The organism is Rhizobium herbae (assembly GCF_019511375.1).
GTDB lineage: Bacteria > Pseudomonadota > Alphaproteobacteria > Rhizobiales > Rhizobiaceae > Pararhizobium > Pararhizobium herbae_A.
The window spans coordinates 193,771-206,739 of record NZ_JAEUAO010000002.1 but is presented as its reverse complement, the minus strand read 5'-3'; the positions used below and the strand labels follow the sequence as shown (position 1 = coordinate 206,739).

Annotated in this window: 15 protein-coding genes and 1 tRNA gene; 9 read left to right on the top strand and 7 right to left on the bottom strand. The window is 61.2% G+C overall.

Annotated elements, in window-relative coordinates:
• Nucleotides 1-256 precede the first annotated feature (256 nt).
• Nucleotides 257-466, top strand: a complete 210-nt coding sequence (locus tag JNB71_RS08200) for a SlyX family protein (RefSeq protein ID WP_220371353.1) — start codon at nucleotides 257-259, stop codon at nucleotides 464-466.
• Nucleotides 467-553: 87 nt separating this feature from the next.
• Here JNB71_RS08200 and JNB71_RS08195 read toward each other — a convergent pair whose 3' ends face one another.
• The 5 genes from JNB71_RS08195 to JNB71_RS08175 form a co-directional block, all read right to left on the bottom strand.
• Nucleotides 554-1,546 carry a BMP family lipoprotein gene (locus tag JNB71_RS08195; protein ID WP_220371352.1) on the bottom strand — a complete coding sequence of 331 codons (993 nt, stop codon included), beginning with the start codon at nucleotides 1,544-1,546 and terminating at the stop codon, nucleotides 554-556.
• Nucleotides 1,547-2,012: 466 nt separating this feature from the next.
• Nucleotides 2,013-4,169: a TonB-dependent siderophore receptor gene (locus JNB71_RS08190; protein WP_220371351.1), complete on the bottom strand. Its 2,157-nt coding sequence runs from the start codon at nucleotides 4,167-4,169 to the stop codon at nucleotides 2,013-2,015.
• 167 nt (nucleotides 4,170-4,336) lie between these two features.
• Entirely contained in the window at nucleotides 4,337-5,218 is an 882-nt protein-coding gene (locus JNB71_RS08185) for a helix-turn-helix domain-containing protein (protein ID WP_220371350.1), read from the bottom strand.
• A 167-nt stretch (nucleotides 5,219-5,385) separates the two neighbouring features.
• On the bottom strand, nucleotides 5,386-6,033 hold the full coding sequence (msrA, locus tag JNB71_RS08180; RefSeq protein WP_220371349.1) for a peptide-methionine (S)-S-oxide reductase MsrA: 648 nt from the start codon (nucleotides 6,031-6,033) through the stop codon (nucleotides 5,386-5,388).
• Nucleotides 6,034-6,135: 102 nt separating this feature from the next.
• Nucleotides 6,136-6,465 carry a hypothetical protein gene (locus JNB71_RS08175; RefSeq protein WP_220371348.1) on the bottom strand — a complete coding sequence of 110 codons (330 nt, stop codon included), beginning with the start codon at nucleotides 6,463-6,465 and terminating at the stop codon, nucleotides 6,136-6,138.
• Between the two features lie 304 nt (nucleotides 6,466-6,769).
• On the opposite strand from JNB71_RS08175, the gene JNB71_RS08170 reads away from it, so the two are divergent.
• From JNB71_RS08170 to JNB71_RS24605, 6 genes are all read left to right on the top strand, one after another.
• Nucleotides 6,770-6,859, top strand: a tRNA-Ser gene (locus tag JNB71_RS08170).
• Between the two features lie 155 nt (nucleotides 6,860-7,014).
• Nucleotides 7,015-7,557 (top strand): hypothetical protein, encoded by a 543-nt coding sequence (locus JNB71_RS08165; protein ID WP_220371347.1) that lies wholly within the window; start codon nucleotides 7,015-7,017, stop codon nucleotides 7,555-7,557.
• 397 nt (nucleotides 7,558-7,954) lie between these two features.
• On the top strand, nucleotides 7,955-9,229 hold the full coding sequence (locus JNB71_RS08160) for an alpha/beta hydrolase (protein ID WP_431028422.1): 1,275 nt from the start codon (nucleotides 7,955-7,957) through the stop codon (nucleotides 9,227-9,229).
• A gap of 95 nt (nucleotides 9,230-9,324) precedes the next feature.
• Entirely contained in the window at nucleotides 9,325-9,507 is a 183-nt protein-coding gene (locus tag JNB71_RS08155) for a hypothetical protein (protein ID WP_220371346.1), read from the top strand.
• A gap of 12 nt (nucleotides 9,508-9,519) precedes the next feature.
• Nucleotides 9,520-9,702 (top strand): hypothetical protein, encoded by a 183-nt coding sequence (locus tag JNB71_RS08150; RefSeq protein WP_220371345.1) that lies wholly within the window; start codon nucleotides 9,520-9,522, stop codon nucleotides 9,700-9,702.
• Between the two features lie 15 nt (nucleotides 9,703-9,717).
• Entirely contained in the window at nucleotides 9,718-9,849 is a 132-nt protein-coding gene (locus JNB71_RS24605) for a hypothetical protein (protein ID WP_262927095.1), read from the top strand.
• Here the strand turns inward: JNB71_RS24605 and JNB71_RS08145 are convergent.
• Complete coding sequence (locus JNB71_RS08145) at nucleotides 9,843-10,121, bottom strand: BON domain-containing protein (protein ID WP_220371344.1); 279 nt, start codon at nucleotides 10,119-10,121, stop codon at nucleotides 9,843-9,845. The genes JNB71_RS24605 and JNB71_RS08145 overlap by 7 nt on opposite strands.
• Before the next feature lie 230 nt (nucleotides 10,122-10,351).
• On the opposite strand from JNB71_RS08145, the gene JNB71_RS08140 reads away from it, so the two are divergent.
• Complete coding sequence (locus tag JNB71_RS08140) at nucleotides 10,352-11,296, top strand: AEC family transporter (RefSeq protein WP_220371343.1); 945 nt, start codon at nucleotides 10,352-10,354, stop codon at nucleotides 11,294-11,296.
• Between the two features lie 119 nt (nucleotides 11,297-11,415).
• On the opposite strand, the gene JNB71_RS08135 is transcribed toward JNB71_RS08140, so the two are convergent.
• The gene (locus tag JNB71_RS08135) at nucleotides 11,416-12,060 is read right to left on the bottom strand and encodes a c-type cytochrome (protein WP_220371342.1); all 645 of its coding nucleotides are present in this window, start codon (nucleotides 12,058-12,060) and stop codon (nucleotides 11,416-11,418) included.
• Nucleotides 12,061-12,216: 156 nt separating this feature from the next.
• On the opposite strand from JNB71_RS08135, the gene JNB71_RS08130 reads away from it, so the two are divergent.
• Nucleotides 12,217-12,969 carry a 3-deoxy-manno-octulosonate cytidylyltransferase gene (locus JNB71_RS08130; protein ID WP_220371341.1) on the top strand — a complete coding sequence of 251 codons (753 nt, stop codon included), beginning with the start codon at nucleotides 12,217-12,219 and terminating at the stop codon, nucleotides 12,967-12,969.

The following is a 12,969-nucleotide window of genomic DNA, read 5'->3' as shown; positions in this document are numbered from 1 at the left end:
CGGCCCGGTTTTCCGCTTCGATGACAGCGGCCCAGGCATCGATTTTTTTACCAATTGGTATAGGTTTAGCATCGAATTTTGGACACGGAAGCCCAAAAATCACTGGTTTGTCTACTCTTCCCAGTTCATCGGGGAGAGTCCAGCGCGATTTACGCGTCTGTGACCGAAACGCAATATAGCGGCGGCGCAGCCTGTATCCTACATGTGGATATGATAGGGAAAGCGCCTGCACAGGAACGGCTTGCCGAGGAAACCCATGAGCAACGACAACGAACGCATCACTCGGCTCGAGGAAACGATCGCGTATCAGGCAAAGACCATCGAAGAACTGTCGGACCAGTTGGCCGAACAATGGGCGGTCGTCGAGCAGGTTCGCACCAAACTCGACCGGCTGACCGAGCGGTTCCTCAGCCTCGAGGAACAGAGCCTGGACGCGCCGGCGATTACCCGCCCGCCCCATTACTGAGCCGGCTAACAGCCCCTTGTGATGCCGAAACAGAGAGCCGCCGGCCCAGAGGGTACCGGCGGCTCACCTTCATTCGATCCCGAGAGATCAATAGGGGCAGGATTCGTCCGTCATGTAGTCGTGAACCTCAATCTTGCCGGCAATGATGTCGGCCTTGGCCTTGTCGACGGCAGCCAGCATTTCGGGCGTGATCAGGGCCTTGTTGTTGTCGTCGAGCGCAAAGCCGACGCCGTCTTCCTTCAGGCCGAGATTTGAAACGCCGAATTCGAACTTGTCGTCCTTGGCAGCCTTGAAGGCTTCGTAGACGGCAACGTCGACGCGCTTCAGCATCGAGGTCAGCACTTTGCCCGGCTGCAGGCCGTTCTGGTTGGAATCGACACCAATGCCGAGCTTGCCGGCGTCTGCCGCCGCCTGGAGCACGCCGACGCCCGTGCCGCCGGCAGCGTGATAGACGACGTCCGAGCCCTGGTCGATCTGGGACTTGGCGATTTCGCCGCCCTTGACCGGGTCGTTCCAGGCATCCGGGGTGGTGCCCGTATAGGCCTCGAGGACCTTGACGTCAGGGCCGGTCGACTTGGCGCCACCGACGTAACCGCAGGCGAATTTGTGGATCAGCGGGATGTCCATGCCGCCGACGAAGCTGACGGTCTTCGTCTTCGAAGCAAGACCGGCGAGAACGCCGACGAGGTAGGAACCTTCCTGCTCCTTGAAGACGATCGACTTCACGTTCGGCTTGTCGACGACCATGTCGATGATGGCGAATTTCGTGTCCGGATATTCGGCCGAGAGCTTTTCGAGCGGCGGCGCCCAGTTGAAGCCGACGACCACGATCGGGTTGTTGCCGTCGCCGGCGAAGCGACGCAGCGCCTGTTCGCGCTGTGCGTCGTTGCTGATTTCGAACTCGCGATATTCAACGCCGGTTTCGGCCTTGAACTTTTCCGCGCCGTTGAAGGCCGCTTCATTGAAGGATTTGTCGAACTTGCCGCCGAGATCGAAGATGAGCGCCGGCTTGACGTCGGCGGCAAGCGCCGTGGCGGACATCATCGAGAAGGCAAAGAGACCGAGAAGGGTTTTTTTCATTGTGCAGCCCTGTTGTTGCTATTGATCTTGTTGGGTCCTCCCGCAAGCTCCTCTTCGGGAGCATGTCTGCGGAACCACCACTCCCTGTTCAAGGGGATGTCTGGCTGGCGCGCATCCTTGCACGCCTCAAATCAAAATTCACCCGAAATTTTTCAATTGGTAAAAAAAGGTAAATCGCTCAAAAACCCGGCAAAATCATCGGCTTTGCGGGCATATGCGGCCAATATTTGAGCTGCCGCGAACGTGACAAAGCCGCGGCGAGAAAGCGCCGCGGCTAAAACGGCTGACGAACCTCACCAAGCCCGCGACGTCATCCTCGGCCTTGTGCCGAGGATCTGCCACGTCCGATTCCTGGTTCAGATGCTTGGGACAAGCCCGCGCATGACGAAAGAGGAGATGGCCGACTTTGTCATCAATCTGAGCCGCGTCGAGCGAGCGCCGCGGCTTTCGTGCAATGGAGTTCAGCCTACCAGGACTTGCTGAGCTTCAGCGTGATCGTCCTCTGGTCGCCGTAACCGCAGGTGAAGAGGCCCTGGCAGCCCTTGACGTAGTCCTTGTCGAACAGGTTCGTCACGTTGAGCGCAGCACCCCAGCCGTTGTTTGCATAGCGGATCGCCGCGTCGGCAACGACGGCGTCGGGAACCTTGGCCGTGTTGGCGTTGTCGGCGAAGGATTCGCCCTGGTAGCGCAGGCCGCCGCCGAGGCTCACGCCTTCCAGCGCACCGTCTGTCACCAGATATTCAAGCCACAGGGCGGCCTGGTGTTCCGGGATCAGGTAGGGCCGGTTACCGATCAGCTCGGCGTTCAGGTCCTCGGTGATCTCCAGATCGTTATAGGTGTAGGAGCCGAGCAGCTTCCAGTTCTGGGAGAGGTTGACCTTGCCTTCCAGTTCCAGGCCGCTCGAGGTGACTTCGCCGAGCTGCTCCTGCAGGAAGTCGGGCCGGGTCAGCGCGACGTTCTGCTTGACGATATGATAGACCGAGGCGGTGAACAGGCCGTCGATGAAGGTCGGCTGATATTTGATGCCGCCCTCGAACTGATGCCCCTCTTCCGGTTCCAGCGGACTGCCGTCGAAGGCCGTGCCGATCAGCGGATTGAAAAAGGTCGCGGCCGACACATAGGGCGTCAGGCCGTTGTCGAATACATAGGCGAGGCCGGCCCTGCCGCTGAGCGCATCATCGGTCGCCTGGTAGCTCGTGCCGATTGCCGCATCGGACTGCGTGTCGACATGGTCGTAGCGGCCGTTCAGGGTGACGAGCCAGCCCTCGCCGAAGCGGATCTGGTCCTGCGCATAGACGCCGACCTGCTTCAGCCGCATCACCTGATCGAGATAGGTCGAGTAGGCAGGAAGGTCGCCGCCATAGACCGGATCCCCGGGATCGAGATCGGGCGCCGGAAACGCCGAAGCCTGCGTCTGGTCGATCTTGAAATTCTTGTAGTCGAGGCCGACCAGCAGCGCGTGGTCGAGGAAGCCTGTGACAAATTCCTTTTCCGCCCGGTTGTCGACCGCAAAACTGTCCACCGAGGTGTCGTGCTTGAAGCCGAGGCGCGCCAGATCATAGGTTGCCGTGTAGGCATAGGGGTAGACAAGCTCCTCGGCCTTGTCGAGGTGGCCGTAGCGCAGGTTCTGCGTGACCTTCCAGCCATTGTCGAATTCGTGCGAAAACTCGTAGCCGATCATCTGCTGGTCATGGCGGCCGAAATCGTGATCCGGTTCACCGAAGAAGAAGTCGCGGTCGATCTTGCCGAAAGGCGCGCTCGTCACCGTGCCCTCATAGGGCAGGAAGCCGTTGCCGACATGGGTCTGGTCGAGCGCGGAGACGATCGCGTAGACCGTCAGGCTCGTGGCATCGTTCGGCGCATAGGTCACCTGCGGCATCAGGAAGCCGCGCAGGTCCTCCGAATAATCGCTGTAATTGTCGCCGCCCGCGATCTTGCCAGTGATGCGGTAGGTCAGCGTGCCGTCGGCGTTCAGCCCGTCGTTGGCATCGAAGCCGAAGAAGGCATTGCCGAAATTGTTGATGCCGATTTCCGTCGAATAGGCCGGCTCGTCCTGTGGCCGCTTGCGAATGAGATCGACGATACCGCCCGGGCTGGAGCCGCCATAGAGGACCGAGGCCGGGCCCTTCAGCACCTCGACGCGTTCGAGCATGTAGGCATCCATCTGGAAGCCGCCGAAACCGTAGGAATAGAGGTTGAGTCCGTCGAGAAAGACACCGGTCTGGGTCGCGTCGAAACCGCGGATGTAGAACCAGTCCGTATCGGGATCGCTGCCGAAGGGCTCGGTCGAGACGCCGGCGGTGTAGCGCAGCGCCTCGTCGATCTTGGTGACGACGCCGCGGTCTTCCAGTTCCTCGCGCCCGACCACAGAAACGGATTGCGGAATGGCGGAGATCGGCGTGGCGGTCTTGGAGCCGGTGCCGGTCGCCTCTGCCACATAGCCGTCGACAGGGCCACTCGCTTGCGCGTCGCCGGCTTTGCCGCCCTCGACCGTCAGGCGCTCCAGCTGCGTCGCACTGGTCGCTGCCGCATCCTGCGCCGAAACCGCGTGCGGGATGGTGATTGCCGTCACCGCCGCGCTTGCCATCAATATCCGGCGGAAACCGGTTCCCTTGGTCTGCATCTGTTCGTCACCCCAGCCTGGCTCCGGACGCCCGTCGGCAACGCACTATCCGGCAATTGCCTGAAAATAAGCTGAGTGTTTAGATCAACTATTAGGGCCGGGATTGTCTCTCAATGCGGAAATTGAACATTTCTGGCCTATATTCCGCATCGTACGGGGGCGCACCGTCACAGTCGCTGGCTCTTCGCCCAGGTGGCAGGCGTCGCCCCGACCGTCTTGCGGAAGACGCGGGTGAAATGCGCCTGGTCGGCGAACCCGGTTTCGGCGGCCACGACACTCATCGGCAGATCGCCCGTAAGCATCAGCGTCTTGGCGCGCTCGATGCGGGCCTTCATCTGCCACTGATGCGGCGGCAGGCCGGTCGAGGCCTTGAAGGCGTGGCTGAAATAGGACTGCGACAGGCCGGTCAGCGCCGCCAGCTCCTCCAGCCGGATCCCGCGCAGGCAGTTTTCCTCGATATAGTCGATCGAGCGGCGCAACTGCCAGGAGGCCAGTTCGCTGCGCTTGCGCGACCGCACGGGGCCGAGCCGCATGACGTCGATGAACAGCGCCACCGACAGGCCGTCGCCATAGAGATCGTGCAGCGGCTGCGGATTGGCGCATTCCGCCGCAATCAGTTCCGCCAGCGCCAGGAACCGCGGCTCGGAAAACATCAGGCGCGGCATGGCCAGCTTGCGCGGATCGAGGTCTTCCATCAGCCGGCGGCTGAGCGTCTCGGCGTTGAAATGCAGATCGAGGTGGCGGACATAGTTTACGTCGACCATCTCGGCCCAGAGTTCCATGCCGGCGGGAATATAGGAGATCACCTGGCGCCGGCTGTCTTCCGCAACCGCCTGCATCTGGCGCAGCCGGATATTGCGCCGGCCGCCGCCCTTGGCATCGAGCACGATGAACAGCCGCGGATCATCGGCCACGTAGAAGCCGCCCGCGACCGGCGCGCATTCGACGTCCCACAGATCCGCGACAATCCCGTTCCACACGCGCCGGTTCAGGCCGCCGATGACGGAGAACCCCGAAATCCTGTTGTTCATGCGCGGTTGAAAGGTCATGCCTCGGTCTCAGGCAGCGTCGGGCCACCAGTAAACTTGCCAATAATAGTCAAGTTTAGCTAGCCGATTTTTCGCATCGTTTCAATCGTGAAATGTTCGCAATGCCGTGACACAAAGATGCCGCGCCTTGTTCGGGCGCGGCATTTTGCACGGGCTGACCGCAACGGTCAGATGGCGCAGCTGACGCCGGTGCCGCGCAAGCCGCAGTAGCCGTTCGGGTTTTTCGCCAGATACTGCTGATGATCGGCATCGGCAAAATAGAACGCGCCGGCCCTGGCGATTTCCGTGGTGATCCTGCCCTTGTGCCCGGCCTTTGCCAGCGCCGCCTGGAACGCGTCGCGGGCGGCGATCGCTTCGGCCAATTGCGCGTCGTCCTCGACATAGATGGCCGAGCGGTAGGTGGTGCCGACGTCGTTGCCCTGGCGCATGCCCTGCGTCGGGTCATGCTCCTCGAAGAACACCTTGAGCAGTTCCGCAAGCGACACCTTGGCGGGGTCGTAGACGACCAGCACCACTTCCGTGTGGCCGGTCAGGCCCGTCGTGGTTTCCTGATAGGTCGGGTTCCTGGTGAAGCCGCCGGAATAGCCGGCCGCAGTCACATAAACACCGGGAATCTGCCAAAGCAGCCGCTCGGCGCCCCAGAAGCAACCCATGCCGAACAGGACCTGCTTGTAGCCTGCCGGGTATGGCCCCTTCAGCGGATGCCCGTTGACGAAGTGGCGCGCGGCGGTTGGGATCTCGGTTTCGCGGCCCGGCAGAGCGTTTTGCGGGTCCGGCATCGTCGTCTTCTTGTTGAACATTTCGGTCAGCAACATGCCTGTCTCCTTCGGCTGTTTCAATCGGGGGAAATCTCGTCGCGGATCATCCGCGCCGGTCTCGGGGCCGGCACCGCATTTCTCAGGTCTGCAGGGCGGAACTCAGGCGGAAAAGCGGCCGGCCACCGGCGGTCGCTTGTAGCCCATCATCCAGAGGACGAGCGCGATCAGCAGGAAAAAGGCGAAGGCCGGCTGCTGCAGCGTCCAGCGGATCACCGGATCCCAGAACGCGCCCCACAACGCGCCGCCGGCGTGCGGCCTTTCCAACGCCTCAACCAGCGACTGGGTCGACGAGCCGCCGGCAGCAAGCGCCGTTGACAGCGGCGTCAACACCGGCTGGGACGCCGAGACCGACTGGATGGCGTCCACCGAGGCCACCAGGACAGCGGCAACGAGCGCCAGAAAACTTGCAAACCGCAGCAAAAACCGCATACCGCCCCTCCGCCGATCGGCAGGCAACCCATCTCCACCCGACCGGATTTCTCCCGCTCAGCAAGACATAGGCAGAGGTCTTGCGAAGTGCAATGCCGCACTTTTGCCGCCCGGCGTCACAAGAAGTCAAAAAACTGTCAGAAACCAGTTGATCCCTCAGGCTTCCTCGGTATATATCGCGCCGGTCCGCTGGTTTTACACTTGCCGGACACCCCGATCTGGCCCTGCCGAACGGGATTTCAAGGAGAAAGCAAGCGCTTGTCTCTGATCCGCCGGACCCAACCGCCGGCGCGATTGACAAAACGGACAGGTGGCCGAGTGGTTGAAGGCGCACGCCTGGAAAGTGTGTATACGTGAGAGCGTATCGCGGGTTCGAATCCCGCTCTGTCCGCCATTTATAGCTGAAATAATTGGGATTTATTTGGCTATCTCGGCTCAAACCCCAACTTAATCTCTAACTTCCGCCAGCGTCACAGGGCTTAAATCGCTCTATCATTGCGTTCGAACCTTTATTGCTGCACCTTCTGTCAATGCAACACGGAGGGTGCAATGAAGCCTGCTGGAATGTTGATGACCGTTTTATCCTCGGTCCTGTTGGACGCTGTCGGCGCTAGCATTATCGCATTCCTGTTCGGAGGCACCGAAAAGGCCGAAGTCTTCGCTCTCACTTTCGCATTCATGTTGATTGTGCCCTGCATTTTAGGTGCGTGGGGCCTGTTGAAGTTTTGGATAGGTTACGCCCTGTTCTTCAAAAGCCGCCTTACGCGAGTCTACTTGGCAGAACTTAACAGGCACACGCTGCCGAGCGCCGCCCATCACTATGACGGCACGAGCTACCTTAGTGAGGTGATTCAGGATGCGACGGAAATTCCATCGGTTCGCGCGAGTGCAGCACTCGTACTTGGTGAGTTGCAGGCGGCTAGGGCGCTCAAACCTTTTTCACTCGGCATGGGAAGCAGCATTGCTTTAGAAGCAGCTATGAGCCAATACCTGCGCCGACCGGATATGTTTTCGGCCATGACAAAAAAGGCGGAGATGGCAGCTATGGCTGCACAACTCGAAAATCAGGAAGTAAAAGCAAAAGATTCCTAGAAATCTACACCAAGCAGCCTACCAAACATCGCCAGCGCCGCGCGCTCCGACCGATCGTTCAAAGCCTCGCCTCTGGGCCCAAGCTTCTCGTAAGTCCGCCAATGCACGCCTTTCGGCTTTTCCGGGAACGGGTCATCTGTGCAAGGTGAGCCGCCCAATCTTTGCCATAACTTCTGCGCTTGCGATAATGCCCGGCAATGCGGTTTGTCGGACGCTCTGTCCGCCATTTTTCCAGCTCCTCCCGATTAGTTCATTGATACGGCGGGAAGCTGTGCGATAGATGCCAGACCCCTCAGGCTTCCCGCCAGGCACCCTTGACGAGGCCCGCCGATTGTGTGCGGAGTCGAGCCCGCAATCCGGAGCGGTTTGCAGTGTTTGCTCGGGTGGAAGCATGGTCATGGGAAAGATGTCGAACGGGGTCTCGGCGACACGAGCAGCGGCGGGGCGCGTTCGGCGGATTGCCGTCGTGTGGTCGCTCTCGATCGCGCTTTCGGGCTGTGGCGGCCATGTGAAGGGCGTCATGGAGCCGCTCAACCTTGCCGAGGCCCCCAGGGGCAATGCCGTCGTCGATATGCTGGTTGCGACCAGCCGGCGGCCGTCCGACAATCCCGCCACCCTGTTTTCCGGCGAGCGCAGCACAAATCCCTCTGTCACCGATGTCGCCGTCTCGATCCCCTCGGGCAAGGAGCGCGCTGCCGGCACCGTGCAGTGGCCGAAGAAGCTGCCGCCCAATCCGGAAACGGATTTTGCCGTGGTGCGCGTCCAGCCAATCGAGACCGTCGCGCAAGCCCATGAGTGGGTGCGACGGCATTCGAAGGGCGGCCACGCCATGGTGTTCATCCACGGCTTCAACAACACCTATGAGGATTCGGTCTTCCGTTTTGCCCAGATCGTCCACGATTCCGGCGCCGACGTGACGCCGATCCTGTTTACCTGGCCATCGCGGGCGAAGGTGCTTGATTATAACTACGACAAGGAAAGCACCAACTATTCGCGCACCTCGCTGGAAAGGGTGCTGAAGGCACTGGTCGAAGACAAGAACGTCAAGGACATCACCATCCTCGCCCATTCGATGGGCACGTGGCTGGCGATGGAATCGATACGCCAGATGGCAATCCGCGACGGGTCGCTGCCGAAAAAGATTGAAAACGTCATTCTCGCCTCGCCGGATATCGACGTCGATGTCTTTGCCCGGCAATGGAGCGAGCTGGGCGACAAGCGGCCGAACTTCACCATCTTCGTCTCGCAGGACGACCGGGCGCTCGCGCTGTCCCGCTACATATCCGGCGACGTCCAGCGGCTCGGCCAGATCAATCCGGCGGAGGAACCCTACAAGACCAAGCTCGAAGCTGCCGGAATCACCGTCGTCGACCTGACCAAGGTAAAAGCCTCCGACCGGCTGAACCACGGCAAGTTCGCCGAAAGCCCGCAGATCGTGCAGCTGATCGGCCAGCGGCTGGTCACCGGTCAAACGCTGACGGATTCGGATGTCGGCCTTGGCGACGGCATCACGGCAGTGGTCGCCGGGACCGCCAGCAACATCGGTAAGATCACCGCCTCCACGGTGGCAACACCGGTCGATCTTCTCTCCGGAAACCTCAGGCCGAACCCGAAAAGGAGACCCGGCGATCTCGACGCGACGCTGCAAGGCGAAAACGCGCCTCTGAATTGACGCCAGGCGCGACCATCCATGCTCCCGAGGAACGGGGGTGCCCTCGGAACCATCGGCCAGCAAATTCGTTCTCCTCCCGATCAAGGAGGACCGTTATGCCGAAGACAACTCCCCTTCCGCCGGACGAGACATCGCACGACCGGCAGCCAGACATGCCGCAGCCCTCTCGGGACGAGCCTGTGACGCCGCCTGTAACCGACAAGGATGATCCGAATAAGCCCGATCGGGTGCCGGATCCGGCCCTGCTGCCGATCGGCGATCCCGCCGGCATGGCCTAAAGGAGCCCTTAAATGTCGACCGATGACAGCAATGTGACGCCCGAACAGAAGAAGCCGCGGGATGTGCACAGGTCGCCCGGCCAGCCCTCCCATGCCGACGAGAAATCCAAGGCACCGCCCGCGGTGCAGCCGGCCGGCGCCAAGGACGAGAGCGAAAAGCCAGTGGTAAACCCGGTTACCGGCGGCGCTCTTTAAAAAAGGACAATCGTGATGCCGGTATCAGAAACACCAAGAAAATCCGTCCGCCGCGAATACCGGCAGCTGATGTTTCGCCAGTTTCTGATGTGGCTGTTCGGCGTCTCGCTACCAGCCCTTTTGGCGTTTGCCTTTTGGGTCTATTGAACCGGGCGTTCGGTTTGCTGCGGTCGCACCTCCAGCCGGTTCTCCACCAGATGCACGCCGATGACCGAGGCGGCTGCCTCCTCGGCGCAGCCGAGTTCCGATTCGCAGGAAACATAGCCGCTTAGAACGACGGTCCGGCCGATAGCCGTGACCGAGAGGCCGGACGTATCGATCAGCGCGGAATACCGGACGTAGCGCAACACCTTTTCGGCAAGTTCGTCGCCCGTCAAATCCGGGTGATCGTCCTCATGGACGTAAATCTGCTTGTGCATGGCCACCACCTGCCCTTCCATGGGGAAAACGCAAAGCTTTTCCCGAAGGTTCCCTCGGGCGGCGTGTGCCAGCCGTTCTGCGGAGGAGGGCATTCCCCGGATCGCGTGAGTCTCGGACGACGCGGCTGCCCGAAAAGCCGCGTTCGAAGCGCCTGTACCTCGCGCCAGGTTGCGGCATAGCGGCGAATGGGTCTATGGCGGAAGCTCAACTCGCCAAGAGGCAGCACCCGATGTCCGATGTCTTCCTGAATGTCGTGCCGATTTTCGTCCTCATACTGCTCGGATGGCTGATCGTGCGGACGAACTATCTGAAGGCGACCGTCGGGGAAGCGCTTGGCGATTTCGTCTTCCGGGTGGCAGTGCCGGTTCTCTTGTTCCGCACCATTGCCGAGGCCGACTTCAAGGAAGGGTCGCCCTGGCCGCTCTGGGTCGCCTATTTCTCAGGCGTTGCGGTCACATGGACGCTCGGGCATCTCGCAGCCACCATGTTTTTCAAGAAGGATGCGCGCGTCGGCGTGCTCTCGGGCGTTTCCTCCGCCTTTGCCAATACGGTTTTCATCGGCCTGCCGCTGGTCTCCCGCAACGTCGGCGAGGACGGGGTGGTGGCGCTGTCCATCCTTTTATCGGTGCATCTGCCCGTCATGATGATTGCCGGCACGATCCTGATGGAGCGGGCCGAGCGCCAGACCAGCGGCAAGCCCGGCCAGAGCCCCTTGCGGCTGTTGAAGGGCATTCTGCGCAATCTGGTGCGCAATCCGCTGGTCATCGGCCTGGTCTGCGGTGCGGTCGTCTATCTCGTCGGCATGCCGCCTGGCGGACCGGTCAAGGTCGTCGTCGATCAGCTCGCCTCCCTCGCCGCCCCAGCGGCGCTCGTCTCGATCGGCATGGCGCTCGACAAATACGGTCTCGCCGGCAATACCGGGCTTGCTTCGATCACCAGTGTCCTGAAGCTGGTCATTCTGCCGGCAACCGTCTATGGCGCCTGCCATCTGCTCGGCCTCAACAGCAACTGGACGGCCGCCCTGGTTTTGACCTCATCGGTGCCGACCGGCGTCAATGCCTGGCTGATTGCCAATCATTTCAACGTCGGCCACGGGCTGGCCTCCTCGACGATCACCATCACCACCGCACTTGGCGTCATCTCGGTTTCGGCCTGGGCCTATATACTCCTGTAGGAAGGGCGGACTGCGGATTGGCGCGGCAGACGCATTTGTTGCCGGTTGGCCGAGCGGTCACGAAAAAGCCCGGCACATGGCCGGGCCTAGGGATGTAACTGGCTTCAAGAAGCAGCGGCTTATTGCGCCGGCGCGGTTTCCGTCGCCGGCTTGGCTGCCTCGGCTTCGGCAGCCGGCTTCACGGCTTCGCCTTCGGCGGCAGGCGTCGCGGCAGCGGAAGCGTCCGGCAGTGCCACCGGCGCGTCGGCCTGTTCGCGCAGCCAGGCAATCAGGTTGGCGCGCTCTTCCGGCTTCTTGATACCGGCAAAACCCATCGCAGTGCCGGGAACGTGCTTCTTCGGCGCTTCGATGAAGAAGCTCAGATGGTCGTAGGTCCAGGTCTTGTTGGCTTCGGCGAAGGTCTTCATGCCGGCCGAATAGCTGAAGCCCTCATGCGAGGCGATCGGACGCTCGACAACGCCCCAGAGATTCGGGCCGACCTTGTTCGCGCCGCCCTTTTCGGAGGTGTGACAGCTCGCGCACTTCTTGAAGACGGTCGCGCCGGCCGCCGGATCGGCCGATGCGAGCAGCGGCTTGATATCGACTTCGGCTTCTGCCGCGCCACCGGCACCGGCTTCCGATCCACCTTCTTCGGCGATGATGGCGAAACCTTCCTTCTCGGGAGCTTCCGAATGGAAAATGCCTTCCGACGCAATCGATACGGACATCAAAACAAAGACCGTACCAAGAAAGGCACCCACGCCCATGTTCACATATGAGTTCATCTGCAAACGCTCCCCTTGCAACCGGCGCAAACAAAACGCCGGCCTATCTTGAAATCGCGCGGAACCTATGTCTTTTGGCTTTGCGTTGCAACAGACATTATAAGCCCCGGACTGAGACCTTTTGACACTTTTCCGGCGCGTTTTGAAGGCCCAGGCATGAACAGCGACAATTTGGACAAAACCCTCATTCTCATTCCTGCCCGCATGGCCTCGACGCGCCTTCCAGGCAAGCCGCTCGCCGACATTTGCGGCCTCCCGATGATCGTACAGGTCGCCTTGCGGGCAAAGGCCGCTCAGGCCGGGCGGATCGTCGTTGCCGTCGATCACCAGGACGTATTCGATGCGGTGACCGCCGCCGGCTTCGAGGCGGTGATGACCCGCTTGGATCACCAGTCCGGTTCCGACCGTATTTACGAAGCGCTTGTGAAGAGCGACCCCGAAGGCAAGGCCGAGATCGTCATCAATGTCCAGGGCGATCTGCCGACGATCGAGCCTGAGACCATACGCGCAGCCCTCAGGCCACTGGAAAACCCGCAGGTCGATATCGCCACGCTGACCGTGGAAATCGAGGACGAGGAAGAAAAGCGCAATCCGAACGTCGTCAAGGTCGTCGGCGCGCCTCTGTCGGAGACGCGCCTGAAGGCGCTTTATTTTACCCGCGCCACCGCGCCGCACGGCGAAGGGCCGCTCTACCATCATATCGGCCTCTATGCCTATCGGCGGGCGGCGCTGGAGAAATTCGTGTCGCTGGCGCCCTCGACGCTGGAAAAGCGCGAATCGCTGGAGCAGTTGCGCGCGCTCGAAGCCGGCATGCGCATCGACGTCGAGATCGTCAGGTCCATACCGCTCGGCGTCGACACCCCGGCGGACCTTGAAAAGGCCCGGCGCCTTCTTTCCGCAAAAGCCTGA

Bases quoted from the DNA above. Each gene is read 5' to 3' on its own strand.
- JNB71_RS08200 (WP_220371353.1), top strand. From the start codon at position 257: ATGAGCAACGACAACGAACGCATCACTCGGCTCGAGGAAACGATCGCG.
- JNB71_RS08195 (WP_220371352.1), bottom strand. From the start codon at position 1,546: ATGAAAAAAACCCTTCTCGGTCTCTTTGCCTTCTCGATGATGTCCGCC.
- JNB71_RS08190 (WP_220371351.1), bottom strand. From the start codon at position 4,169: ATGCAGACCAAGGGAACCGGTTTCCGCCGGATATTGATGGCAAGCGCG.
- JNB71_RS08185 (WP_220371350.1), bottom strand. From the start codon at position 5,218: ATGACCTTTCAACCGCGCATGAACAACAGGATTTCGGGGTTCTCCGTC.
- msrA (WP_220371349.1), bottom strand. From the start codon at position 6,033: ATGTTGCTGACCGAAATGTTCAACAAGAAGACGACGATGCCGGACCCG.
- JNB71_RS08175 (WP_220371348.1), bottom strand. From the start codon at position 6,465: ATGCGGTTTTTGCTGCGGTTTGCAAGTTTTCTGGCGCTCGTTGCCGCT.
- JNB71_RS08165 (WP_220371347.1), top strand. From the start codon at position 7,015: ATGAAGCCTGCTGGAATGTTGATGACCGTTTTATCCTCGGTCCTGTTG.
- JNB71_RS08160 (WP_431028422.1), top strand. From the start codon at position 7,955: ATGGGAAAGATGTCGAACGGGGTCTCGGCGACACGAGCAGCGGCGGGG.
- JNB71_RS08155 (WP_220371346.1), top strand. From the start codon at position 9,325: ATGCCGAAGACAACTCCCCTTCCGCCGGACGAGACATCGCACGACCGG.
- JNB71_RS08150 (WP_220371345.1), top strand. From the start codon at position 9,520: ATGTCGACCGATGACAGCAATGTGACGCCCGAACAGAAGAAGCCGCGG.
- JNB71_RS24605 (WP_262927095.1), top strand. From the start codon at position 9,718: ATGCCGGTATCAGAAACACCAAGAAAATCCGTCCGCCGCGAATACCGG.
- JNB71_RS08145 (WP_220371344.1), bottom strand. From the start codon at position 10,121: ATGCACAAGCAGATTTACGTCCATGAGGACGATCACCCGGATTTGACG.
- JNB71_RS08140 (WP_220371343.1), top strand. From the start codon at position 10,352: ATGTCCGATGTCTTCCTGAATGTCGTGCCGATTTTCGTCCTCATACTG.
- JNB71_RS08135 (WP_220371342.1), bottom strand. From the start codon at position 12,060: ATGAACTCATATGTGAACATGGGCGTGGGTGCCTTTCTTGGTACGGTC.
- JNB71_RS08130 (WP_220371341.1), top strand. From the start codon at position 12,217: ATGAACAGCGACAATTTGGACAAAACCCTCATTCTCATTCCTGCCCGC.